The organism is Blastopirellula sp. J2-11 (assembly GCF_024584705.1).
GTDB lineage: Bacteria > Planctomycetota > Planctomycetia > Pirellulales > Pirellulaceae > Blastopirellula.
In genome coordinates, this window is record NZ_CP097384.1 from 5,334,484 (window position 1) to 5,359,632 (window position 25,149).

The 25,149-nt window shown below is 57.4% G+C and carries 18 protein-coding genes and 1 tRNA gene; 12 read left to right on the forward strand and 7 right to left on the reverse strand.

All coding sequences use genetic code 11. From position 1 onward, the window contains the following. Positions 1 to 5: 5 nt before the first annotated feature. Complete coding sequence (locus tag M4951_RS21040; RefSeq protein WP_002655310.1) at positions 6 to 533, reverse strand: 4Fe-4S binding protein; 528 nt, start codon at positions 531 to 533, stop codon at positions 6 to 8. Between the two features lie 542 nt (positions 534 to 1,075). Here M4951_RS21040 and csrA point away from each other — a divergent pair. The 5 genes from csrA (at position 1,076) to M4951_RS21065 (ending at position 4,221) form a co-directional block, all read left to right on the forward strand. Next, entirely contained in the window at positions 1,076 to 1,285 is a 210-nt protein-coding gene (gene csrA / locus M4951_RS21045) for a carbon storage regulator CsrA (protein ID WP_002655311.1), read from the forward strand. A 167-nt stretch (positions 1,286 to 1,452) separates the two neighbouring features. Then, a tRNA-Glu gene (locus M4951_RS21050) sits at positions 1,453 to 1,525 on the forward strand. 102 nt (positions 1,526 to 1,627) lie between these two features. Continuing rightward, entirely contained in the window at positions 1,628 to 2,647 is a 1,020-nt protein-coding gene (locus tag M4951_RS21055) for a ferrochelatase (RefSeq protein ID WP_262023592.1), read from the forward strand. Positions 2,648 to 2,650: 3 nt separating this feature from the next. Then, complete coding sequence (locus M4951_RS21060; RefSeq protein ID WP_262023593.1) at positions 2,651 to 3,616, forward strand: aldo/keto reductase; 966 nt, start codon at positions 2,651 to 2,653, stop codon at positions 3,614 to 3,616. A gap of 11 nt (positions 3,617 to 3,627) precedes the next feature. Next, positions 3,628 to 4,221 carry a pyroglutamyl-peptidase I gene (locus tag M4951_RS21065; protein ID WP_262023594.1) on the forward strand — a complete coding sequence of 198 codons (594 nt, stop codon included), beginning with the start codon at positions 3,628 to 3,630 and terminating at the stop codon, positions 4,219 to 4,221. A gap of 71 nt (positions 4,222 to 4,292) precedes the next feature. Here M4951_RS21065 and M4951_RS21070 read toward each other — a convergent pair whose 3' ends face one another. The 3 genes from M4951_RS21070 to M4951_RS21080 form a co-directional block, all read right to left on the reverse strand. Next, the gene (locus M4951_RS21070) at positions 4,293 to 6,281 is read right to left on the reverse strand and encodes a methyl-accepting chemotaxis protein (protein WP_262023595.1); all 1,989 of its coding nucleotides are present in this window, start codon (positions 6,279 to 6,281) and stop codon (positions 4,293 to 4,295) included. 380 nt (positions 6,282 to 6,661) lie between these two features. Beyond that, the gene (rpiB, locus tag M4951_RS21075; protein ID WP_262023596.1) at positions 6,662 to 7,123 is read right to left on the reverse strand and encodes a ribose 5-phosphate isomerase B; all 462 of its coding nucleotides are present in this window, start codon (positions 7,121 to 7,123) and stop codon (positions 6,662 to 6,664) included. Between the two features lie 30 nt (positions 7,124 to 7,153). Continuing rightward, positions 7,154 to 8,296, reverse strand: coding sequence for an L-threonylcarbamoyladenylate synthase (locus M4951_RS21080; RefSeq protein WP_262023597.1), 1,143 nt, complete (start codon positions 8,294 to 8,296; stop codon positions 7,154 to 7,156). Positions 8,297 to 8,461: 165 nt separating this feature from the next. Between M4951_RS21080 and M4951_RS21085 the strand changes: the two genes are divergently transcribed. The 6 genes from M4951_RS21085 to M4951_RS21110 all read left to right on the forward strand — a co-directional run bounded on the left by M4951_RS21085 (position 8,462) and on the right by M4951_RS21110 (position 18,629). Further along, positions 8,462 to 9,391 carry an NHL repeat-containing protein gene (locus M4951_RS21085; protein ID WP_262023598.1) on the forward strand — a complete coding sequence of 310 codons (930 nt, stop codon included), beginning with the start codon at positions 8,462 to 8,464 and terminating at the stop codon, positions 9,389 to 9,391. A gap of 161 nt (positions 9,392 to 9,552) precedes the next feature. Beyond that, a complete protein-coding gene (locus M4951_RS21090) occupies positions 9,553 to 12,645 on the forward strand; it encodes a VWA domain-containing protein (protein WP_262023599.1) in 3,093 nt (1,030 codons plus the stop codon). 66 nt (positions 12,646 to 12,711) lie between these two features. Continuing rightward, positions 12,712 to 13,746: an AAA family ATPase gene (locus M4951_RS21095; protein WP_002655321.1), complete on the forward strand. Its 1,035-nt coding sequence runs from the start codon at positions 12,712 to 12,714 to the stop codon at positions 13,744 to 13,746. A 50-nt stretch (positions 13,747 to 13,796) separates the two neighbouring features. Next, the gene (locus tag M4951_RS21100) at positions 13,797 to 14,702 is read left to right on the forward strand and encodes a DUF58 domain-containing protein (RefSeq protein WP_262023600.1); all 906 of its coding nucleotides are present in this window, start codon (positions 13,797 to 13,799) and stop codon (positions 14,700 to 14,702) included. After that, positions 14,702 to 16,672, forward strand: a complete 1,971-nt coding sequence (locus M4951_RS21105) for a vWA domain-containing protein (protein WP_262023601.1) — start codon at positions 14,702 to 14,704, stop codon at positions 16,670 to 16,672. Before M4951_RS21100 ends, M4951_RS21105 begins: the two co-directional genes overlap by 1 nt. A 562-nt stretch (positions 16,673 to 17,234) precedes the next feature. Then, a complete protein-coding gene (locus M4951_RS21110) occupies positions 17,235 to 18,629 on the forward strand; it encodes an IS4 family transposase (RefSeq protein WP_262023602.1) in 1,395 nt (464 codons plus the stop codon). A 977-nt stretch (positions 18,630 to 19,606) separates the two neighbouring features. On the opposite strand, the gene M4951_RS21115 is transcribed toward M4951_RS21110, so the two are convergent. The 3 genes from M4951_RS21115 to M4951_RS21125 all read right to left on the reverse strand — a co-directional run bounded on the left by M4951_RS21115 (position 19,607) and on the right by M4951_RS21125 (position 23,811). Then, positions 19,607 to 20,788: a metallophosphoesterase gene (locus M4951_RS21115; protein WP_262023603.1), complete on the reverse strand. Its 1,182-nt coding sequence runs from the start codon at positions 20,786 to 20,788 to the stop codon at positions 19,607 to 19,609. A gap of 90 nt (positions 20,789 to 20,878) precedes the next feature. After that, a complete protein-coding gene (locus M4951_RS21120; RefSeq protein ID WP_262023604.1) occupies positions 20,879 to 22,606 on the reverse strand; it encodes a response regulator in 1,728 nt (575 codons plus the stop codon). A 176-nt stretch (positions 22,607 to 22,782) separates the two neighbouring features. Continuing rightward, positions 22,783 to 23,811, reverse strand: coding sequence for a retroviral-like aspartic protease family protein (locus M4951_RS21125; RefSeq protein WP_262023605.1), 1,029 nt, complete (start codon positions 23,809 to 23,811; stop codon positions 22,783 to 22,785). Between the two features lie 400 nt (positions 23,812 to 24,211). Here M4951_RS21125 and M4951_RS21130 point away from each other — a divergent pair, with 400 nt between their 5' ends. After that, a complete protein-coding gene (locus tag M4951_RS21130) occupies positions 24,212 to 25,081 on the forward strand; it encodes a hypothetical protein (protein WP_262023606.1) in 870 nt (289 codons plus the stop codon). Positions 25,082 to 25,149 lie beyond the last annotated feature (68 nt).

A 25,149-nucleotide genomic window follows, 5' to 3' on the forward strand; every position in this document is an offset into this window, starting at 1 on the left:
CGGTTTTACTGATTAGGGCCGCCGTGAACCGGCTCAGCGATCACCTTCGATTCGGCGACGGCAGTTGGATTCAGCGAACTCCGTCCCCAAGCGATATCGACCGGCAAGCGGGAGAAGTCGACAATCGCGCCGTCGCGACTATAGCTGCTCAGATCGAGCGTCCCCCCCATAAAAATACAGTCAACCGGGCAAGGCTCGACGCACAGCGCACAGAACATGCACTTCGTGTAATCAATCGTGAACCCAGTGACAGCGAAACCTTTCGCCCCTTCAACCCGCTCTTTGCCAATATAGATGCAATCGACCGGGCAAGCTTTGGCACACTGATCACACGCGATGCAGGTAGTCAGGTCGTAGCGATGAAATCCACGGTAGCGCGGCGAGACCTGCACCGGCAGCTCGGGATACTCGTAGTGCTCGGCAAAGGCCTTACGATCTTTATCGTAAGTGCTGAACCAGTAACGAATTGTGATTGAGAGCCCTTCGGCTACTGTCACGACCGCTGAGTAGACGTTTCGTATCCAAGTCAACATCGCGGATGCACCTCCCTTACCAAACTGGCTGCGTGCGTGCGTGCAAGATATCGCGATTTTGGCCGACTGTCACGCGTGGAACGGAGAAAAGGAGAAGAATAATCCACTTCGACTTATTCGCGTGCAAATTGCTTTTTGGCATTCACGATAAATTCGCAAGGTCATTTGTAGCAATGACTTAGTACTTTACGGCCTAGGCGAACCGAGCAGGCTAGCGAAGCACGGCAACTTATACCAAATGTGCTTTTTCCCAGAAAAAGATTCCAGGTTTTCCTCAAGCTGGGCGAGAGTCGTCGCTTGACGACGCACTTTTAGCACGTAGAGTGAAGGGGAAGCGTGTATGCGCACAGGCCGTGCGACGCCTGAGATGATCCGCTAGGGCCCTTTGATTTGCTGCTCGCCTGAGCGAATTCCTCAAAGGGACTCAGAACGATCCAGGTAATTTAACGCAGTTGGGATTGCCCATCAAGCGCCCGACGAAACCCAGTCGCCAAAAAGTTCGCTCCCCGGTGTATCAACTGGCGACAGTGGAGATGTAGGAAATGCTGGTTCTCTCAAGGAAAAAGAACGAAAGTATTGTCATCAACAATGACATTACGATCGTGGTCGTGGAAATTCGCGGCGACAAGGTACGCTTGGGCGTGGAAGCTCCCAAAGAAGTCCCTGTGCATCGCCGCGAGGTTTATGATGCGATTCTTCGCAACGAGTCTCAGGAAAAAGCGGGCGCAGACACGCCCAGCGCCGAAGGCTAGTTGATGATGCTCGCGTTGTATATTTCCGCCGCGAAACTGCACATCGTGCCGTGTTTTTCCTGTTTCTTGCCTGAACCGATCTCTTTTTTTCCTCTCCAATGCAGATGAAGCCGTGACCCGCCTTCACATAGTCGGGTGACGACGTTATTTTAGTGTTTTCGACCTAGGGCCCCATCGTCTAGTGGCCTAGGACTCCGGCCTTTCACGCCGGCAACACGGGTTCGAACCCCGTTGGGGTCACTTCGATATAGCCCTTCTCCATGAGAGGGGCTATTTTTTTGCGCCGAGCGGCTACAACTCTATCAATTCGAGGCCAGTTTTTTCGTAGCCCTAGAAACCTCCATGAAATACGACGCACTTCTCGTTCAGTCGTTCGGCGGCCCGGAAGGACCCGATGACGTCATTCCGTTTCTGGAAAATGTCCTCCGCGGACGAAATGTTCCCCGCGAGCGGCTGCTGGAAGTCGCGGAGCATTACCAGCACTTCGGCGGCGTCAGCCCCATCAACCAACAAAACCGCGATCTCATCGCGGCACTGCGAGTTGAACTCGCCGCGTACAGCATTGATCTCCCCATTTATTGGGGCAATCGCAACTGGGCGCCCTATCTGGTCGATGCGATGACCCAGATGAAAAACGACGGAGTCGAATCGGCGCTCGTCTTCGTCACCTCGGTCTTCAGCTCCTACTCTGGCTGTCGCCAATATCGGGAAGATCTCACCAAAGCCCAAGTCGAAGTCGGCGATCAAGCGCCTCGCTGCGACAAAATCCGCACCTACTACAATCATCCCGGCTTCATCGAGACGATGGCGTCCTGCGTGCGTGAGTCGCTCGATCAGATTCCGGCCGAGCGCCGCCAGCGTGCGGAGTTGATCTTTACCGCACACAGCATTCCGCAGGGGATGTCTGACAACTGCAACTACGTGAAACAGCTCGAGGAAAGCTGCCGTCTCGTGAGCGAAGCGACGCAGCACGCAAACTGGCGACTGGTTTATCAAAGCCGCAGCGGTCCGCCGACCCAGCCTTGGCTCGAGCCAGACGTTTGCGACGTCATTCGCGATCTGGGCGCATCGAGCGCAACGGACGTAATCATATCGCCGATTGGATTCGTCTCGGATCACATGGAGGTCCTCTTCGATCTCGACACCGAAGCCAAAGAGACGGCCGCCGAGGTCGGACTAAACTTCATTCGCAGCGGCACGGCCGGCGTCCGCCCACGATTCGTCCAGATGATCCGCCAACTGATCGAAGAACGACTTGATCCTGACATGCCCAAACAAGCGCTCGGACCGCTGGGACCGTCCCACGACTTCTGTCCTGCCGACTGCTGCCGTTACACGCCGCAGCGACCTCGACCTGGTTAAGCGATGATGGAACGCCGACAAATCGCCGACACGGAGCTGCAGGTTTCGCCGGTCGCACTCGGTTGCTGGCCGCTGTCAGGAATGACCAGCCCCGGAGTTACCGAAGCCGACAGTCGCGCAACGATCGCCGCCGCTCTCGACCTGGGGATTAACTTTTTTGACACCGCGTTCGCCTATGGCGCCGCCGGCGAGAGCGAACGCTACATCGCCGAAGTCCTCGCCGCACATCGGGACGAATACGTCGTCGCCACCAAGGCCGGCCTGCACTGGGAAAACGGGACGCAGCATCGCGACGCTCGCCCTGCAACCATTCGCCGCGAAGTCGCCGAAAGCTTGCGGCGTTTAAATACCGATCGCGTCGACGTACTCTATCTGCATGCCCCCGATCGCAACACGCCGATCACCGAAACGGCCGCCGCTTTCCGCCGCTTACAGCAGGAAGGCGCCGCGATCGCGATCGGCGTTTCGAACCTGACGCTCAGTGAAACGCTTGAATTTCACCAAGTCTGTCCGATTCAAATCATCCAGCCCCCTTACAACATGCTCTTTCGCGGAGCCGAGATGGATCTCGTCCCTTGGTGCCGCGAACAGAATATCGCCGTCGCTTGTTATTGGCCGCTGATGAAGGGACTTTTGGCCGGCAAAATGTCGCTGGACCAGAAGTTTGAGCCGCGCGACAGTCGCCCGAAATATCCCTGTTTTCGCGGCGAAGAGTACGCCAAGAACCTAGAGCTCGTCGAAAAGCTGCGAGCAATGGCCGAGCGGATGGGATGCACCGTCTCGCAATTGGTCATTCGCTGGACGATCGATCAGCCTGGCGTTACCGCGGCGCTGTGCGGAGCCAAGCGAGTTGACCAATTGACCGACAACGCCGGCGCCCTCGGCTGGGAACTGACGCTGGGCGAGCAAGCCGAGATCGCCTTACTGTTGCGCGATCGCGGAGTTCCTTATGTCGTCGCAACTCCGTAGCAGGCCAACCCATGAAACGCATCCTGGTCACCGGTTTTGAACCGTTTGGCGAACTCACCGAAAACTGCACCGAACTTGCACTGCGCCCGTTGCCCTTGGCCAATCTGGCGCCGGACATGCTGGTCGAACAGCTCATCTTGCCGGTCGACTACGCCGCAGCTCAGGCACAACTGGACGATCTCTACAGCAAAAAATCGTACGCCGCCACGCTCCACTTCGGCCAATCAGGGATCGCGAGCAACGTCGAATTCGAGATGTTTGCGATCAACTGGAAACAAACCGGCGCCGCCCAACCGGGTCCGCTTGCCGCCGAGGGCCCGCAAGCATTCCGAACCAACCTGGATCATCCAAGCTGGCTCGCCGCGATGCAATCCGCCGCCATCGACGGTGAAGTCAGTTTTCACGCCGGCGCGTACCTCTGCAACGCCGTCTACTACTGGAGTCTGCAGCACAGCGCAGCAACCGGCAGCCCCGGACAAGCCCTCTTTGTGCATGTCCCGCTCGCCAACGAGCAAGGCCCCAGCGCCAGCGGAGATTGGCCGGTCACGCGCATCCAAACCATGATGGCCTCCACGTTTCTCTGGCTGGCCGATCAAGTCGCGTGAGCGTGAGATCGAAAAAAACGCCGCTCGATGGAGCGACGTTTTCTGAATTTCGTTTTCGCGCAGAAGCTCGCTTAAACTTGAAACTGGGCGACCAGGGTTTGCAGTTTGTGCGAGATCCCGGTCAGTTGATCGCTGGACGTCTTAGTGCGTCCGGCGTCTTCTGAGACCTTGAAAGCGCCCTGGTCAACCGAAATCACGTTGCGTGAGATCTCTTCGCCGGCGGCGGCCGATTCGGTCACTGCTTGCGACACCTGACGTGCGGCCGTGCTCGACTGGGCGACGTTGTTAGCGATCTCGTGCGTTGCGGTCGATTGTTGTTCGACGGCGGCGGCGATTCCTCGTGAAATCTGGCTGAGGTTGCCAACAACTTTGCGAATCGATTCGATCGATTCGATCGACTCGTAGGAAGCTTCCTGCATGCCGCCGACCCGTTTCCGAATGTCTTCGGTCGCCGTCGCGGTCTGCCGCGCGAGTTGCTTCACTTCTTCGGCGACCACCGCGAAACCTTTCCCAGCATCGCCGGCTCGGGCCGCTTCGATTGTCGCATTCAAAGCGAGCAGATTGGTTTGCTCAGCAATATCTTGAATCAGCTCCACAACCTTGCCAATTTCACTGGCCGCTTCGCCCAATTGTCCCAATCGCTGGCGGCTTCCTTCGGCCAGATGATTCGCTTCATCGGCGACCTGGTTGGCCTGTTCGGTGTTGCGAGCAATCTCGTTAACGCTGATCGACATCTCTTCGACCGCACTAGCGACCGAATCCATGTTGGTCGACATCTGCGTCGCCGAAGCGGAGATTGTTCGCATATTGGCCGACATTTCTTCCGCCGCTGCGGCGGCCGATGTCGATTGCGATTTCGTGTCGGTCGAAACGGTCGCCATGCTGGCGGCGGTTTCGTTCATGTCGCCAGCCGAACGAGCGATCTCATCGGCATTGGACGCCAAAGCGACCATCGCGGCCTGCAATTGATGGACAACCGTATTGAGCGAGTTTGACATGGCGCCGATTTCGTCTTTGCTTTCGACCGTTAAACGCTGGCGCAGATCTCCGGCGGCGACCGAATTCAAGATCAACATCACCTTGCGAATCGGCATGATAATCGAACGGCTGAGCATAACGGCGATCACAATACCCAACACCAGCGCCACGGCGCTAACGATGGCCACACTCAACAAAGTCGCCTGGTTCGAGGCTTGCAGTTGTGGCCCCAGTAAATCTTGTTCGCCGGTGATCGCACCTTTCAGTTCCGCCGCTTTCGTCGCAACCATGGGGCCGATGACGTCCAATTTTCCGGTCATGAGCTCCCGTTCCGATTTCAACGCATCGGCCATTATTTCATAGGCGGCGACATACGTCTGCTTGGCTTCCATCGTTTGGGCCAACAGTTCGCGGCGCTGCGGGTTTTGGAGTTCGGCGTCCAGTTTTTCGAGATCTTTTCCCATCTCGTTCAAAAACTCGGTGGTAGCTTGGCGATGTTCCGGCAATGCCGAATCGAGAAACTTATAAACGCTCAAGCGAATTCCCATTAGTTTGTTCAACGCGATTCCAGCGGCGGTCGCCGCTTCGGCGTCGCCATCCGCTTGAGCCGAATTCATGATCGCGACTAGCTTTTTTGACATCAGCGGCCCCTGAACATCGAGCACGCCGCTCTGCTTCGCATCGCGCAACTTGCGATTGGCGACGACTTCGACGAACGCCGCATCGTACTCGGCGATCATGTTTTCAATCTCGCGGACCAACGCCTGACGTTCAGGATTGTTGATTCGCGTCTTCGCTTCGTCCAGCAATGCCTGCATTTCATCGCGGCGTTGGCCGAACTTGGCCACATCGCTGTCGCGACCATAGATGTCGAAGTTCTTCGCACTAAAGCGAGCCAGCATCATGCCGTCTTGTAAGCTGGCGCAGAAATTAGAGTCGCGGGCCAGCTTTCGATAACGAGCGAATCCGGCCGCGGCGCTGCTAAGCCCGCTCCACGATACGCCGGCGGCGATGACCATTAGTAAAAGTACAGCAGCAAATCCAAAGATCGTTTTTTTCGTTAAACTCAATCGATTCAACATAACCTGTCCCCAGCACGAATTCTTTGTTTCGAAAACTCGACATCGGCGATTGCCATGTCCTCGTTTGTCAGAACGGCGCAAGCAACACCGCTGAAAAAAGTAGGCCGCGATTAGCCATCAACGAACAGGCATTTTTGGCAATGAAGCCCGAAAGAGGCGTTTGACCGACGCCCAAGGGTGGGAAAGGGAAGCGTGAAACCCACTCAAGTGCAAATAGAAGGCCCTGTGCGCCCCAAACGACCGGCGTGCGGGTTACCGCACACCGGTTTGCGCATTGGTCAAACAGTTGCGCATTTCATGAACGATTGCAAAGCGGCGGCCGATCCGCTTGTCGGCTACCGTTTTAAAAGTCGGTGGAACCGCCGAACATCGAGAAATGCCTAGGGAGATTTCGGCTCGTGCAATCGCTTTTCAAACTCGTTGATTTTTTCGATCCGACGAGCATGACGCCCACCTTCGAATTCAGTCGTGAGCCAAATTTCGACCATCCGATCAATCAATCGTTCGCCGAGCATGTCGGCCGACAAGCACAACACGTTCACATTGTTGTGACGTCGGCTCATTTCGGCGGTCAGGTCATCGTGACAAGTCGCGGCGCGAACGCCGGGCACTTTGTTGGCGACAATCGCCATGCCGATGCCGCTGCCGCAGATGAGGATGCCGCGATCGACTTCTTCCGAGGCGACGCTTTGACTAACCGTCGCCGCAATATCGGGGTAATCGACACTACCGCAATCGAAAGCGCCGACGTCTTGCACTTCGTGCCCGAGTCGTTTGAGCAACTCAATAATACTGTGTCGAACGCTGACGCCGCGATGGTCGCTGCCAATGGCGATGCGCATGATACTAGTTCCCTCCCCTCTCGCTAAATATCAGGAGGTCGCCGGCAACTGATCAAGATCAATCGCTCTTACGCGAGCGATGACTTCCGCCTCGATCTGGTCGGCGCACTGTTGATAGACGACTTCGGGATGACCGATCGGATCGGCCACGTCGAATCCATCCAAGCATAAATTGTGAGTGTATTCCGCCGCGCCGGGCCACTGCGCTAGTATGGCGTCTCGGTGGCTGCTGGTCATCGTCAGAATTAAATCGGCATGCTCCACTAAGCGATCGCTCAGCGGCTGACTCGCATGGGCTGACAAATCGAGTCCGCGGTCTCCCATCACCTTGATCGCTTCCGGCGCGGCGCGGCCCCCTGGAAATGCGGCTAGTCCTGCCGATGCGACAATAAACCCCCGCGCGTCGAGCTCTTCGAGTTTGCACCCAAATCGCTCGGCCGCATGTTTTTGCATCAGAACTTCGGCCATGGGACTTCGGCAAGTATTGCCAGTACAGACAAATACGACGCAGTAACTACTGAGACGCTTCAAGATTTTCTCCGAGACGACGCCAGAACGCAAAATCTCCACGTGATTGCCGACAACCCGCACCACCGTCGATGGTTGCGAGTAGCGGCATTTCCCGCAGTCTAACACCAAACCAAGCGCATCGCCCAGCGCTTCCGTAACTTCGGCCCCCCGAACGGCGTCAGGCTGACCCGATCGATTGGCGCTGGTCAGCGCCAACGGTCCCGGCAGTAGACGCATCGCCTCTTGGATCAAGTCGTGCGAAGGGATCCGCAATCCAACAAATCCGCTGGGCGCAATCGCTGGAATCACGCTGTCAGGCAACCTTTGCACGACGCTGCGAGGATCGTCGCACGGCAACACCAGTGTAACCGGCCCCGGCCAACATCGCGTCGCCAGCCGCTTCATCAGTGGAGTCGCTTGAGGAACATAGTCGGCCAATTCATCTTTGCTGCGAATGGCCAACGCAAACGGTTGATTCTTCGGACGACCTTTCGCCTCCATCAATCGATCGATCGCGCCACTGTTAAGCGCCGAGACGGCGACTCCGTAAACGGTTTCGGTCGGAAAGGCGACGACTTGCCCTTCGGCGAGCGCCTGAACCGCACGGTGAATGACGTCTCGACGGTCTTCCGCCGCCTTTACGTCGATAACCCGAACTGTCATGCTCGCCGCTTGCGCTCCGCTAGGGGCTGATTGCCCGAAGTTATTGTCTTGTCAAAAGTTAACTATACGGAATCCGGGCCACGCCAGACAAGTGGAAGCCCCAAATGGGCCTAATTATGGCCGAACCGTTTCCCTTACAGGCGTTTTCACGAAATAATGGGTCCCATGACTCGTGAACTGCCCCTCATTTCGACGCTTCTCTTGCTGCTTTGCGGCTGCGTCCCCGGCTTGGATTCGCCGGGAGGATTGGAAGCTGTCTGGGGTGAACGAGGGATCTCTGACGGGAAATTTGAAAAACCGCGCGCCGTCGCGATTGACGCCAACGACCAGTTGTACATCGTCGATATGACGGCCCGGATTCAGGTTTTTGATCGCAATGGGAGTTTCTTACGTGCGTGGCAAATTCCGGAATACTATCGCGGTCGACCATCCGGCTTGTCCTTCAATCGGGCCGGCGATCTGCTGATCGCTGACACGCACTACAACCGGATGCTGGTCTATACGGCGGACGGTCGCAAGCTGGATGACCAAACGATCGGCGGAGTCGAAGGACATCGCCCCGGCGAATTTGGCTTTGTGACCGACGCCGTGCAAGACTCCCATGGTAACTACTACATCGCCGAATATGGCCAGTTTGATCGAATTCAAAAATTTACCGCCAGCGGCGAATATCTCTTCGAATGGGGAGGCCACGGCGATCAGCCGGGGCAATTTGTCCGCCCCCAAAACTTGGCGATCGACGCCGACGATCGGATCTGGGTCGCCGATGCGTGCAACCATCGGATTCAAGTCTTCGATGCGACCGGCGATAAAGCGGTCCTCATTAAAATGTGGGGCGCACACGGCGAACGGCCCGGCGAGTTAAGTTACCCGTACGATTTGATCCTCGACGGCCAAGGACACGTCTACGTGATCGAATTCGGCAACCATCGGTTGCAAAAATTCACGCTCGACGGTCAAAGCGTCGGCGTCTGGGGCGGCAACGGGCGAGAACCGGGGCAACTGTTTTGTCCATGGGCGCTGGCGCTGGACAGTCGCGGACGCGTGCATGTGGTTGATTCGAACAATCATCGTGTGCAGCGCGTGGCGCTGTAAATCGGTCGAATCTTCAAACCGCCTATCAGCTATCGCTTTGCGCTTTTCCAAGCGGTACCATAGGGGAACAACCGACCACCTTCTCTAAAAGCCTTCGCAACGCGCCGGCGACGTAACCTACGCGGCGATTTCATCACCCTATCCAGCCAAACGGGCGCATCATGTTCGGGATCGACATCGCGTTCAACAAGCCGGCTTGGTTATGGCTGCTGTCCACCTTGCCGCTGCTCTGGTTTTTCAGCTATCGCAGTCTGGCGGGTCTCGGTCCGGTGCGCCGCTTGATGGCGCTCGGTCTTCGCTCAGCGGTGCTGGTGATGTTAATCTTTGCGCTGGCCGAGGCGCAGTTTTTACGCGTCAGCCAGCGGATGACAGTAATCTATGTGCTGGACCAGTCGCTCAGCATTCCCGAAGATCAGCGCGCCGCGATGGCGCAGTACGTCTCGAAAGAAGTCAAAAAGCATCGCCAACCGTCGCGCGGCGATCGTGCGGGCGTGATCGTCTTTGGTCGCGAAGGGGCAATCGAAGTACCGCCGTACGAAGATGACGTTCCGATCGGCCGCCGCCGCCTGATTGGCTTGGATCATATCAAGCAAGACGCGACCAACCTGGAAGCCGCGTTAAAGTTGGCCCAAGCTTCGTTCTCGGAGGATGAGGCGAAACGCATTGTCGTGGTGACCGACGGCAATCAAACGTTGGGAGACGCTCAGCCGATCGCCCGAGCGCTGTCCGCCAGCGGAATCGGCGTCGATGTCGCGCCGATCGAACTGTCGAGCCGCTCGGAAGTCGCCGTCGAAAAGGTGACGCTGCCAGACGACATTCGCAAAGGCGAGACGATTCGGACCTCGGTGGTGATTAACAACATGACCGAGCCGACGGCCGAAAACGCTGGCGTCGTGCGCGGCAAGCTGGTCGTCTTGCGAAAAGCGGGCAAGCTGGAAGAAGTGCTGGCGGAACAACCGATCGAAGTCGCACCGGGCAAAAAAGTGCTGACCTTTGAGCACGTGATCGATCGCCCTGACTTCTATACGTACGAAGCCCGTTTTTTGCCGGATGATCGCACCGACGATTCGATGCCGCAAAACAACATCGCGACGGCGTTCACGCATGTTCGCGGCAAGGGCAGCGTCCTGCTGATAGAAGATTGGACGACGCCGGGCGAATACAGCGTGCTGGTCGATCGCCTGAAAGCGAACGATATCGAAGTCGACGTCATGCCGACCAACGAACTGTTCGCCTCACTGGCCGAACTGCAGCGTTATGACTGCGTCATTCTGGCCGGCACGCCGCGATCAAGCGGCGCCGACGCTGGCGACTTGGCCAGTTTTAGCGATCAGCAAATCGAAGTGCTGGTCCGCAATACGCAGCAGATGGGTTGCGGCCTGGTGATGCTCGGCGGTCCGCAAGCGTTTGGCGCCGGCGGCTGGGCCAATAGCGAGTTGGAAAAGGCGATGCCGGTCGACTTTACGATCAAAGACGCCAAAGTGGTTCCGGTCGGCGCGTTGGCGATGTTGATGCACGCCTCCGAATTGCCGCAAGGAAACTATTGGCAAAAAGTGATCGGCCGCGAGGCGCTGCAGGCTCTGGGCAACTCCGACTACTGCGGCCTGATCCATTACGCTGCGACTGACCAATGGCTCTGGACCAGCAACGGAAATGGACTAATTCGCGTCGGACCGAATCGCCCCGGCATGCTGGCGAAGATGTCGCGAATGACGCCAGGCGACATGCCGCAGTTTGATCCGTCGCTGCAAATGGCGCTGCGTGCGTTCAACCAGCTTCCGCCCAACGAAGTCGCCGTTAAGCACATGATCATCATCAGCGACGGCGACCCGTCCCCCGCCAATCCATTTACGTTGAGCGCGATCGCCAAAGCGGGCATCAAAGTGACCACCGTTGCGATCGGCACGCATGGTCCGGCGAACAGTTTAGAGCTGAAAAAAATCGCGACGGCGACCGGCGGCAAATATTATGAAGTGACCAACCCCAAGGCGCTGCCCCGGATTTATCAGCGCGAAGCCCGACGCATCGCGCAGCCGTTGGTGAAAGATCATCCCGGCATGGTTCCTTTGGAACGATATCCCCACGAAATTACGACCGGCATCAACAGCTTTCCGTCGTTCGACGGCTACGTGATGACGTCGCTCAAAGACAATCCGTTAGTCGACGTCGCGCTGATTGCGCCCGACCCGGCGCAACATCCCGAGAACGCGACGCTGCTGGCGAGTTGGACGTTCGGGCTCGGCCGTTCGGTCGTCTTCACCAGCGACGCCGGACATCGCTGGACCAATCAATGGACCGGCTGGGATGGGTACGACAAGTTCTACACGCAGATGATTCGCTGGGCGATGCGTCCCAGCGGCAACGAAGGGAAGTACACGATCGCCAGCGAAGCGAAAGATGGCAAAGTCCGCGTCGTCGTCACGGCGATCGATCAAGAGGACGAGTATCTCAACTTTTTGAATATCTCCGGCAACGCCGTCGACCCGCGGATGGAAACGCACGATTTTCGGCTCGAACAAGTCGCGCCAGGGCGCTATGTCGGCGAGTTCGACGCCGACGAGTCTGGCAGCTATTTTCTGTCGCTCGTCCCTGGTCCCGGCGAAGCTCCGCTGCGAACCGGGGTGAATGTTCCCTATTCGGCCGAATTTCGTCAGCAATTTACGAATTACAACTTGTTGGAGACCCTGGCCGATTTAGAGCCAACAGGGGGAGAAAAAGGGGAGCTGATCCAGGGGAGAATGGCGCTCGGCCGCGTCGACGATTTGCTTGAGGTCGATACTTTCCGGCATAATCTGGCCAAAGCGGTCAGCAGTCAGCCGATCTGGCCCCTGTTGGTGGTAATCTGTGCGGTCGCATTTTTTCACGACGTTTTCATCCGCCGAGTTACGATAGGATTACAGTGGCTGGCGCCGGCAGCTCGATACGTCGGGCGAGCATTCGGCTTTGGCAAAGAAGAAAAGCAAGACGATCGGCTCGAGCGGTTGCGGATGAGCAAAGAGCAGGTCGCTTCCGACATCGACCAGCGCCGCGCCAGCACGCGTTTTGAAACCGACGCCGACGCACCGGAAGCAGGCGACGCCGTCTCCGACGAACTCTCGTCGGCGACTCCGCGTATCGATCGTCGAGTTCAATCCCCATCCCAATCAGAACCGAGCGAAGAAGATAACTATACGTCCCGCTTGTTAAAGGCGAAGCAAAAGGCTCGCCGACAACAGGCGCGCCCCGGGGATTCGTCCCCACCCCCCAAGGAATAATCGCGACGCGGTTCCAGCAGCGATTTAGAAGATCACTCGTCATCCATCTACTTTGAGGAAAGCGACATGAGCGTCGGCGAGACGATGCAGCAACAAGCGGAAGAGTTCCGCAATCGATATAATGCGGTGCGCGAGCAAATTGGGCGCGTGATCGTCGGTCACGACGAAATCGTCCACGGAGTGCTGACCTGCATGTTTGTCGGCGGGCACTGCCTACTCGAAGGCGTGCCGGGGCTCGGCAAGACTCTGCTAGTGCGCACCCTGGCCGAGACGCTTGATCTGCCGTTCAATCGTATCCAGTACACGCCCGACTTGATGCCGGCCGATATTCTGGGGACCAACATGGTGATGGAAACGCCAGACGGTCGCCGGATTTTTGAATTCCAAAAAGGGCCGATCTTCACCCAGATCTGTCTCGCGGACGAAATCAACCGCGCTACCCCCAAAACCCAATCGGCGATGCTAGAAACGATGCAAGAGTTTTGCGTCACCGTCGGCGGCGTTCGTCATGAGCTCAAGAAGCCGTTCTTTGTGCTCGCGACGCAAAACCCGATCGAGCAAGAGGGAACCTATCCGCTGCCCGAAGCTCAGCTCGACCGCTTCTTCTTCAAGCTGGTCGTCGGTTATTCGACCGCCGAAGATCTCGCGACGATCATCGATCGCACGACCAAAGGAACCTTCGCCAAGCCAGAAAAGGTGATGGATGGCGAAGAGATCATGAAGTGGCAAAAGCTGATCCGCGAAGTGATCTTGGCCAAACATGTGCAAGATTACATCGTGCGATTGACTTTGGCGACGCATCCCGACGGCCCTATGGCCTTGCCGGTCACCAATCAATACTTGCGTTGGGGCAGCAGCCCGCGCGGCGCCCAAACGCTGGCCCTCGCAGCGAAGGTTCGCGCCTTGCTCGACGGCCGTTACAACGTCAGCTTCGAGGATATCCGCCGCGTTTATCTGCCGACGATGCGACATCGCGTGATCCTGAACTTCGAAGCTCAAGCCGAAGGACTCGACACCGACCATGTGCTGCTCGAGATCTTGGAGAAACTACCCGAGAAGAGTGACGACGAGCCGATCGTGGCCCGCGTCGCAAATCGTTAACTTTCGCCTGTCTCGCTTCGCCGCCCCTGCCAGAGGACGCACCCGCGCGTATGCCTGTCACGACGACTTCTTCGATCGAATTGCTCTCGCCCAAGATGCTGGCTCAGCTCGAACGTCTCGAGTTGGTCAGCCGGAAGATTTTTCGTGGGCGGATGAAGGGAGAACGACGCAGCAAACGCAAAGGGCAGAGCGTCGAGTTCGCCGACTTTCGCAATTACGTCCACGGCGACGATCTCCGCTTTATCGACTGGAACACCTACGCGCGACTCGATAAGCTCTTCCTCAAGCTCTTCCTGGAAGAAGAAGACCTCCACTTCTTTACGCTGATCGACGCCAGCACCTCGATGGATTTCGGCGAGCCGACCAAGCTTCACTTCGCCAAACAGATGGCCGCGGCCCTCTGCTACATCGGCCTCTGTCGCGCTGACCGCGTCAAGTGCGAATCCTTCGGCACGCCGCTCCGAAAACCGGGCCCCGTCTTACGCGGCAGGCATAGCCTGATGCGGATGCTCGATCATATCAATCAGATCGAACCCGGCGAAAACGTGCCGCTGCTCGATGCGGTCAAATCGTTCTGTCTCCGCAACCAAGGCAAAGGAGTCTTGGTGCTGATCACCGACCTGATGGACAAGTCAGGCTACGAGGCGGCCTTCCGCTTTCTCACCGCCCAGCAAATGGACGTTTACGTCATTCATACCCTGTCACCGGTCGAACTGAACCCCGAAGACCAAATCAAAGGCGACTTGCGACTGGTCGACAGCGAAGACGCTGACGCCGCCGAAATCACCGTCAGCCGACCGCTGCTTGAGAAATACAAAAAGACCCTCAACGCGTTTGTCGAAGGGGCCAAGTCGTATTGCACCAAACGCGGCATGACTTACATGCTGGCGAATACGGAAACGCCGGTCGATCAAATCGTCTCCTCCTATCTGCGTCAGAGGGGGCTCGTCCGCTAATGTTTCTCCCGACGCTAGGTTGGTTGGGTTGGACGCTGCTGGCCGTCGTGCCGGCCGCGATCATCGCCCTCTATTTTTTGAAGTTGCGCCGTCAGCCGATCGAAGTGCCCAGCACCTATCTTTGGAGCCGCACGATCGAGGATCTGCACGTCAACAGTCTCTGGCAACGACTGCGGCAAAGCATCCTGCTGCTGTTGCAACTGCTGTTCGTACTGCTGCTGATCCTCGCTTGTCTGCGTCCCGGCATGCAGGGACAAAAGCTGATCGGCGATCGGTTTGTCTTTCTCGTCGACAATTCGGCCAGTATGAGCTCTGCAGATGTCGCAGGGCAAAAAGACCGCTTGGCCGAAGCCAAACGCCGCATCGCCGAAATGATCGACCAAATGCAATCGGGCGACGTCGCGATGCTGGTCAGCTTCGCCGATCGCGCCAAGATCGAACAAGCGTTTACTGACGACCGTCGGATCTTGCAGCGCAAGCTGACCGCGATCGAACCGACCAATCGAGTCAGCGACATCAGCGAAGCGCTCCGCGTTGCGTCGGGCCTGGCCAATCCGGGTCAAACAGCGTTTAGCGAAGGAGACGCAGGCGTCGCCGAAGCGAAGCCTGCGACGTTGTACATCTTCAGCGATGGGCGATTTCCCCCGATCGCCGACTTTACGTTTGGCAATCTGGCCCCGGTTTATGTGCCGATCGGCGATCCCTTGAGCGGCAACGTCGGCATCGTCGCGTTCAGCACGCAGCGCAACCCCGATCGCAATAATGAACTGCAAGCCTATGCCCGTATCGAACGCTTTGGCGCCGCGCCCGATGAGATCGCCGCCCAACTCTACTACAACGACGAACTGCTCGACGCGCAAACCGTGAAGCTGCCGGAAGAAGGCGCCGCCGGCATTCAGTTTGAACTGGGTAATCTGGACGCCGGCAAGTTGCGTCTGCAAATCGAAGTCGAAGATGCGCTCGCCAATGACAATATCGCTTACGCGGCGATCAATCCCCCCCGCAAAGCGAACGTGTTGATGGTCACCGCGGGGAACGACTACTTTCGCCTGGCGATGGCGACCGAAGCGATTGACCGCCTGGCTCGCACCACCACGGTCGAGCCCAGCTATTTGCAGGAAGACCAGTACAAGCAGGAAGCGGCGACCGGCGTCTTTGACTTGATTATCTACGACAACTGCTCGCCGGAGACGATGCCCGAATCGAGCACGCTCTTCCTGGGAGCGATCCCGCCTGGCGATCAGTGGAAGTTGGGGGAAGAAGTGACCGTGCCGCAGGTGATCGACATCGCCCATTCGCATCCGATGATGAACTTTATCGAGATGACCAACGTGATGATCGGTTACGCGACCCCGGTCGAAGTCTCCGGGGGGACAACGCTGATCGATTCGCAGTTTGGTCCGCTGTTGGCGATCGCGCCGCGCAAAGGCTTTGAAGACGCCGTCCTCGGCTTTCATTTTCTGATCGAGAAAGATGGCTCGCTCCTCTACAACACCGAATGGCCGAAACGCCAAAGCTTTCCGGTCTTTGTCAAAAACGTGATCGAGTATCTCGGCGACGTCCGCCAAGGCGCCGCCGATCTGTCGATTCGCCCCGGCTTGCCGATCGAACTGCGGACCTCGACGCCGGTCGCCGAAGTCAAGGTTTCACCTCCCACGGGTCGGGAGCGCACGATCGGTCGCGAAGGAAAAAACATCTTCAGCTTCAGCGAAACCGATCAACTCGGCACCTATAGCGTCCGCGAAGGAAGCGGCCCCGACGTCACCCAAAGCTTTTCGGTCAACATCTTCGACGCCCAAGAATCGAACATCCTGCCGACCGAAGCGATCGCCACCGACTGGGGAGAACCGATCGAAGGCCAAAGCAGTTGGGAACCAGTCCGCGTCGACTTCTGGAAATGGATCGTCGCCGCCGCCATCGTGGTGCTGCTGGTGGAATGGTGGATTTATAACCGGCGGGTTTATCTGTAAGATGTCGCCCCCACATAAAACCGCAACACTAGAGCGTTTTTCAGTAAGCTGAACAAATAGTCGCCTTTCGCTCCCGCGAAAGTAGCGTCTTACTGCAGCACCGGTAATCTGCAGAACTGGACACCCTCGTGAAAATTGCTCTAGTGTTGTGTCAAACCGCTATTTTCGGCTTCCACGAAATCAGCCGCACGGCGTTAGTCGCGGTTTCTGTCACCAAGTGTCTTTCGCAAATGAGTTCCCATCAGAAACCGGTGCTAACGCACTACGGCTAATAAAACATGGCGCCTGAAAATTGTCGCGTGACAGAACACTAGCCCGCAGCGCAAGCGAGGGAAAGCGGCTCGCCACTTCAATCCGTGTTAGGATCGCCAACTCTATTCCCTCGCTCGCGCAGCGGGCTAGTGTTGTGTCAAACCGCTATTTTCGGCTTCCACGAAATCAGCCGCACGGCGTTAGCCCAATGCCGCTTACTTTGTCAAAATCCTGACCGCATTTCGGTTTGGGTACGAGATTTGCGCCAAGTTGAGAGATTTTGATCTCTCTGTCACAATGGCGGCTAGTCATGATTCCATCTCCCACTCTGCCCGATTCGCCCGAAGCGCAGTTTGTCGCCGCCAGAACTCTGCTCAGTGAGATTCTGCGCGTTCCACAAATCGAGGCGATCGTTGATTTTGATGATCGCCCCAACACCAAGATGGTCTACACTCAGGCCGTCACGATTTGGCTGTTGATTCTGCAACGTCTGCTCGGCGGGGCATCGCTGCAAGCGGTCGTTTCGGAAGCGATCGAACATCCGAGCGAACTCTTTCCTGACAACAAGCGGGTCCACGAAGGCGCCTTGGGAGCGAACACTTCCTCGTTCAGCGCCGCTCGCAAACGTCTGCCGTTGGATGCGATCGAAAGATTCTCGCGATGCGTTTGCGACCATCTTGGACGGAGCGCCGAGCCTGTTTTCGATGATCGGCGCGTGTTCATCATCGACGGGACCACGATCACGCTGCCGCCAACGCCTGTTCTGAAAAAGGCGTTTCCGCCGGCGACCAACCAGCTTGGCGAAACGGTTTGGCCAGTCGCGATGCTGATGGTGGCCGCCGAGATGCAAACCGGCTGCATCCTGGTTCCCAAGATCGATCCGATGTACGGCCCCCATAATTCCAGCGAAGCCAAACAAGCACGCGAGATTGTCGGCGAACTGCCCAGCCGCAGTATCGTCTTAGCGGACAGCGGTTTTGGGATCTTCAGCGTAGCTTATCACACGCGAGCAGCAGGGCACGATTTTCTGTTTCGCCTGTCGATGTTACGGTTAAAAGCGCATCGCAAGCAAGCCGAGCTAATCGATCAAGGCGAAGGCTATAAGAGCTTCCGTTTGAACTGGCGTCCCTCGGCCAAGGAACGCAAGACCAATCCCGACTTGCCGACCGACGCTTCGCTGAATGTATTTGTGCACGAAGTCGAACTGGACGACGGCTCGACGCTGGGATTGGTGACGTCAATGAGCTTCGACGCACGATGCTTGGCGGAGCTTTACCATCGGCGCTATGACGTGGAATTCGACATTCGCGATTTAAAGGTGACGATGGACACCGAGAACCTGCGGGCCCAGAGCGTCGAGATGGTGATGAAGGAGTTAATGGGTTCCGTGGTTGCGTACAACTTGGTGTCGCAGCTTCGTCGCGGGGCCGCGAAGCTGGCGCGGATCGAGCCGCGAAAACTGAGCTTCACCGGGGTCTGGGTGACCTTTCAGGTCCAACTGCTGCGCAAGTCGTACGAGACGTTCGAGCAGTGGAGTACGGCTTTTACGAAAGCCTTGGTCAGCGCGTCGAAGCGAACACTACCGAACCGCAAGTCGCCGCGCAGCTACCCTCGGGTCGCCCATCCTCGCCGCGCAAAGACGACGAAGTTCCAAAAATCGCTTCGCAAAAAAGCAAAATCACCAGACCCGCCACTCCCTGAATAGCCGTAAAGTAAGCGGCATTGGGCGTTAGTCGCGGTTTCTGTCACCAAGTGTCTTTCGCAAATGAGTTCCCATCAGAAACCGGTGCTAACGCACTACGGCTAATAAGAACATGGCGCCCGAAAATTGTCGCGTGACGGAACACTAGCCCGAAGCGCCAGCGAGGGAAAGCGGCTCGCCACTTCAATCCGGGTTAGGATCGCCAACTCTATTCCCTCGCTGGCGCAGCGGGCTAGTGTTGTGTCAAACCGCTATTTTCGGCTTCCACGAAATCAGCCGCACGGCGTTAGCCGCGGTTTCTGTCACCAAGTGTCTTTCGCAAATGAGTTCCCATCAGAAACCGGTGCTAACGCACTACGGCTAATAAGAACATGGCGCCCGAAAATTGTCGCGTGACAGAACACTAGCCCGAGGCGCGAGCTAGTGTTCAATCGGTATGCACGCCAAGAGAGCTTGCTTTGTCTGGCCGTCAAAGATTGTCCGTTGACAAGGCGCACGGAGTTCGGGTCGATTGAGGGGTGCGGCGGATTGCGCCGATGGCGGTTGCTGCTGCATGGTTCAAACCGTGCGAGCGACCTGCCCCAGATGTTACCTAAGTGTGCGGTTTACACCCGATGTCGCCTGTTGTGCGATTGCGTTTTCACACGTGGGGGGGGAGGACCAAGACGATTGACAGGCTCTGGTGCGTCTCGACGCACCCTACGAAACCTCCCAGATTAACTCTCAGGCAGAATGGGCAAGCTTCCAAAAAAATATGGGGAGCGGTCCGGTCCAACTGGTCAAACCGTAGGTCAGGCCTCGGTCTGACGCTGTGAAAACTACCCAAATCACCATTGGGGCAGCTTAGGCGATTTGATTGAAAAAAATTACTGCAGTCCGGTCCGGTCCAACCTGTCGATCCTGGCCGCCAAACTGCGCAGCTTAACTCTCAGGCAACATCGGAGGTTGGACGCAAAAAAATTTTGCGGTCCGGTCCAGTCCTACGTTTTGCGGCGGAGGATCAGCCGAGTGATTTCGGGTTGGCAGCGGATGCGCAAGGGAAACGTGCCGCAGAGTCCGCGGGAGACGTGCATCAGGGAGGGGGCTTCGTAGAAGACGCCGCTGGCGTAGCGGACTCCGTAGCGGCTGGGGCTGATCAGCGGGCCAACCACCGGCAGGCGAATTTGCCCGCCGTGATTGTGTCCGGCCAGGATTAGGTCGAAATCGTGAGCGGCGCCCCAGTGCAAACGATCGGGCGTATGCGCGACGAGCAGGCGAAAGATCCGCTCCCCGTTTTCGTAGGTCGGACAAGCTTCGATATCCTGCACCGTCGACAACCACGGGGCTTCGTCGCCGGCGAGGATGATCGGCGTGTCGCGAACGCTTGTTTGCAGCCAACGTCCGCCGAGATCGATCAGGCCTTGGCTCTTTAGCTCGGCGCGTGCCGGCGCAATATCGGAAAGCCGCGTGTCATGATTGCCCAGCACAAAATGAACCCCGCAGGGCGCCGACAACTGCCCCAGTGTCGACTCGCTCCAGGCAATGCAACGATCGACATCGAAGATGTCGCCGCTGATCACCATCAGTTCGGACTGCAGATCGTTGGCCGCGGCCAACGCATGCTGATAGAACGGCGGGAGAAACTCGCCGGTCAGGTGCAAATCAGAAAGATGCGTGATCGTAAAACCTTCGAGCGCCGCCGGCAGCCGCGGCAGAAACAGTTCTTTCTCGGTGACGACATACTGCAAGATCTGATTGCCGGGAAAGCGATGCGCGAATCGAACCTTGGGGATCGCGAGTTCCGCAATGTCGAACTTGCGGGCCAGATGAACGCTCGAGAGCGTCTTGCTCGTGAAGTAGTTCGCCGCGTGCCGTTCGTCGTAACGATGCTGAACCCACAAACCGCATGCGACCAGCAGCGCCGTCCAACAGGCCCAAAAGTAAAGCAGGGGAAACTCCATCCAGACCGCGCGGCTGCTCCAATCGAGCGCCGGGCCCCACAGCAAATAGGCCAGGAAACCAATCGGCGTCGCCGCGGTGATGAACATGATCGCAAGTTCGATCCAATCGATCACGGTTTGCTTCCAGGGAAGCGAATGAAAGAAGCAATGGATCCGCGTCCAAAGCGCCAGATGCCCGGCAAGTGCGAGCAGGATCAGCAGCCAAACCAGAGGAGAGTGCATCGTGCAAGGTCGTTCGGTTCAACGGCGAGCGTTGCCGGACGATCGAAACCCTGCATGGGGCGGTTGCGCCAGCAAAGTCGCCAGGCAAGTTTATTGCGAAGCGGCTTGAGGCTGATTGGCGTAAGCTTCAATGATACGTTCGACCGTCGCCAGCAAGTCGTCCAGCCGGAACGGTTTGTACAGGACGGCGTTGGGCAACAGCCCAGTCTGTCGCGCCTTGACGATCGAGTGCCCTGGATCGTAGCCGAACCCGGTCATCAAGATCATCGGCACCGGCGTGACGACATCCTTCAAGCGTTGATACAAGCGATTGCCCGACATGTCAGGCAAGTGCACGTCGCAAATGATCACGTCGTAGCCGGAACCATGCAAGCCGGCGCGAACCATACACAACGCTTCGGCGCCGTCGTGCGCGGTTTCGATATCGCAGCCGTAACGGTCCAGCAGAGCATGAGCGGCGCTGCGGACCGATTCGTCTTCGTCCACGACCAGCACGCGGGCGCCGCGCAAACGAGGGCGAACCTCAGGCTGCACCGAAGCCGGGACCGCTTTGCTGGGGGTCATCCGCTCGCCCACTTTTTGGATCACGCGTTTGATGTCGCGACCGTTTTGAATGATGCGGCGCAGTCGATCGACGACTTCCTCGTCATGTCCGATGTAGCGTTCCATCACGTTGACGGCGTCGTTGAGGATCTCATCGACCGGCAACGCGACGGCGCTGTGGATCGCTTCGACGCTGGCCTGCGCGGTATTGGCCTGCTGCGCCGAGAGCAACTCAAGCGTGTTGAGCGCCAGGGCCAGGTCGCGACAGAAGATCTCGAGGAACTGGAGGTCGCTTTCGGTAAAGGCCCGGGGTTCGGGACTTTCGACATTGAAAGAGCCGATCACCGCATCGTGCAAGATCAGCGGCACAGTCAGCGAGCTTTTGGCCCCTTTGAAACCTTCCAGATAGAGCGGATCGGACTGGGTATCTTCGCAAAGATAGCTTTTGCCGGTCGATGCGACGAAGCCGGTCACGCCGTTGTTGGTCGATTGAGCGTAGAGCTCTCGCTCGGCCGCGATCTTGTCAATGCCGACCGAAAGGAGCGGGACGAGCTCGCCGGTCCGTTGATCAAGCAAGCGAATCTCGATCACGTCAAAATTGAGCAGGTCTTTGGTGTAATGCAGAATATTCGACTTGAGCAGTTCGATCCGCTCCGAGACCTCCATGTTGAAGATCTCTTCCGTCGTCAGATCGGCCAGTTCGATGCCGGCCTTGTGAATCGCTTCCAGCTTTTGCCGCTGGAGCACTTCTTCCGTCACGTCGCGGATGGTGACGATCAAGTTCTTCGGCGGCGCGTTGACCGTAATAACCGGCGCGGCGTGCACCTGGTAATACTGGTTTTCTTCGGTGCGCAACGTCGAAGTGCTTGGTCGGCCGGACGTCAGCGCCGTATGGAACGGACAGAAGTCAGGGCCCAAAATTTCGGGACTATTGAGGGCGCTGTAAAAATTACGGCCGACTACGTCGTCGCAGCCGGCCCAACGCTGCAAACAGCTATTCGCCCAGAGTACGGTGTTATCGCGATCGAGCATCGTGACGCCGTCAGGCATCCCCTCCAGGATCCGCTCGTTCTGCAGCAAGTTGCCGATGCGGGAGGAGTCTTCGAAGTAGTCTGTACAGATGTAGACGCCGTCGAACTCATGATTCTTCAAGAGCGCGAAGGTGCGCAGCGGAGTCTGCGCTTCCGTGATGTCATAGTCTGTGCGCAGTTGCTCCAGTACCGAGTGTTGTCCACCTGGAGCGCACAAACAGAGGATCTTGGGTTTACCAGCCAACCCGCATTTCTCCTACCGAAACACCTTGACGTTGTAATTATAAGGTCGGTCAAATTTGAAACAACGTCATCGCCTTGGCGTTTCCCTATCATACTAAGGTCGGAAGCGACGCCCGCAAACCTGAGAATGCTTTGCCTGACGGTTAGAATCGGAAAAGTCTTCCGTCCCTGCCGACGCTAGTGATCGGCAGTGGCTTCCATCGCCGCCGTATCAAATCGTAGCGAAAGCTCTTCAAGGGCCAGTCCGGGCTGGAAATGCTGAAACAGCTTACCGCCCAGAAAGCCGCCTCTATACTCTTGCTCAGGAGGCAAGACCGACACAGCAACGTCTTGCAACAACACCGGCCCGACGCGAATCGCGGCGATTCGACCGCGCCGAACCTTCACTTTTTGCTTGCCCAACACAACCTCGGCCCCTTCCTCTGGCGTGTATCGCACACCCACGCTCTGGGCCATATTGGCGGTCAAAACTATTTCTTGGCCTTGCGGATTCCAGGTAAAGATTTGCGGATTGTCTTGATCCAAGACCGCGGCAACCCGTGGCTGACCATTTTGGAGGAAGACGGGCAGTCGGTCTTGGCGCGCGAGTCGTTCGAAGCGCGCGAGCCTTCCCAAGCGACGCGCTAGCGGCTCTAGCGGCCCCATGCTTTCCTGCTCCGCTTCCGGCAACTTCGCTTTGATCTGGGCGTAGCGCTGGTCGAGCTTCACCATTTCTTCCCGCAGTAGGAAGGTCCGCGTTGTCAGTGTCGCCAGTAACTGCGCTTGCTGCATCAGCAATTCACGGACATTCGGTTGAGCCGCCAGCTTCGCCGGTTCGACCGCATCGCCGGCGCTGGTCGCCATTTTGCGAAGTCGATCGATCTCCTGGGCCAACTCTTTCTCTTGGTCGCTACCGACCGCATGTTCCTTCAGATGCTTCGCCAAGCGGTCAATTCCGGCCAGCGTGGCCTGCTTTTGCTTCCACTGCCGAGCGTTGTCGTCCTTCGCCAGACTGACTTGTCGCTGAAAGAAACTGAGCTGTTGCTCCAACGAATCCAATTGGCGCAATTCCGGAGCCAAGTTCGTTTCGCTCGGCAAAATCCAGCGCCGACCGTATTTCACCAATCCCTGCTGTTCCAATAGCGACCGCGATTCCTCTTGCGCCGGCAATGGAAGGACGGAAAACAGCAGCGTGGCAAGCGCCAATGGACCTGCGAATCGAGACAAGGAGTAACCCTGAATGGGTGAGGTTTCGACGGGAGTTCTTCATCATGCCGTAGACGCGCAAAAAACGCAAACACTCCGACCATTGTTTCCATGATGAGCGAACGCTACATGGTTGCGTCGCAGCAACGTGCGCCCTGAGAAATGCTGTCAAAATACAACATCGGCATCGCGGCCGGCGGATTTGATGCAAACTCAAACCACGAAACAGCAATGACTTACGCTGCAAAACCGCCATATTCTGCGGTTTTGGCCCGGCGAATGCAAAAGGTACTCTCGATCGCCTGATGCGTCCTCTCCCTTCCCCCAGGCTAACTGCTTGCCGTGAGAGCCCTTGTCCCCTCGGGCTCTCACGGCCCTTTTTCCTCCGCCTCCATGTCGCCTGAGCCGAAGAAATCACCGAATGCACGCACGAGACCAAGTACAACTGGCCGCCTTGTTGGCGACGCACGCCCCGTTTCAGATCCGCACGATGAATCAGATTTCGCCGAAGGGGCTCGAGCAATACTGGACGCACTCTAAATCACGTCTCGATCGCTGGGGCCGCTTGCTGAAGGATCACTCGGAGAGCATTAAGGAAGCTCCCACCGCTCAACTGCCGGGCCATTGGGATACGATCCGTCCCATCCTGGAAGAGATCTTGATAAGCGATGTGTTGACCCGCGTCTGGACCGCTCTTTGCATCGCCTTTGACCGGATTCATCGGGGAGAATCGTCCGAAGCGACCGTTCGCAGCGTCTTTATCGGTCATCTCGAGGCTCGGAACCGAGCGCTCAATCTGATGGTCTACGGACGCGGACTCGACGCCGATCTGGCGGTCAAACTAAACCGACTCCGCCGCCGGACCGAACGCTGGACCGATATGCTGCTAGGCTATGTTTCGGTCGCGACCGACGTGAAAAACATGGGATTCGATAACGAGCGTGTCCAAGAGTTCTCCCGTGATATTCGAGAGCAAGCTCGAGACGGATCGCACAGCGCTGGCTGGCCTCTCTTGCTCTCTTCCGCGCTCGACGCTTTCCGCAGCAGCACGATCGACGCGCCCGCTCATCCGCACCTCAACCAGAGGATCACAGCGGCGATTATGTCTTGCTTCGGGCCTGAATTATTCGATTCAACCGGGGTGATTCGCCCCTTGTGGGAACTGCGGATCTCGAACTACGCTGACGACACGCAAACCATGGTCGAGCAGTTGTTGTCACTCGAATCTCCCGAAGCAGCCGTTCCGATCGAGTTAGGATCAGGCCCCAATGCTCCGCCCCCACGTTTCTAGGGTTCTGCGTACAAGGGATGCACGAAAATCGGCAAGAGAAGTATCTTGGGACGACATGTCAGTGTAAA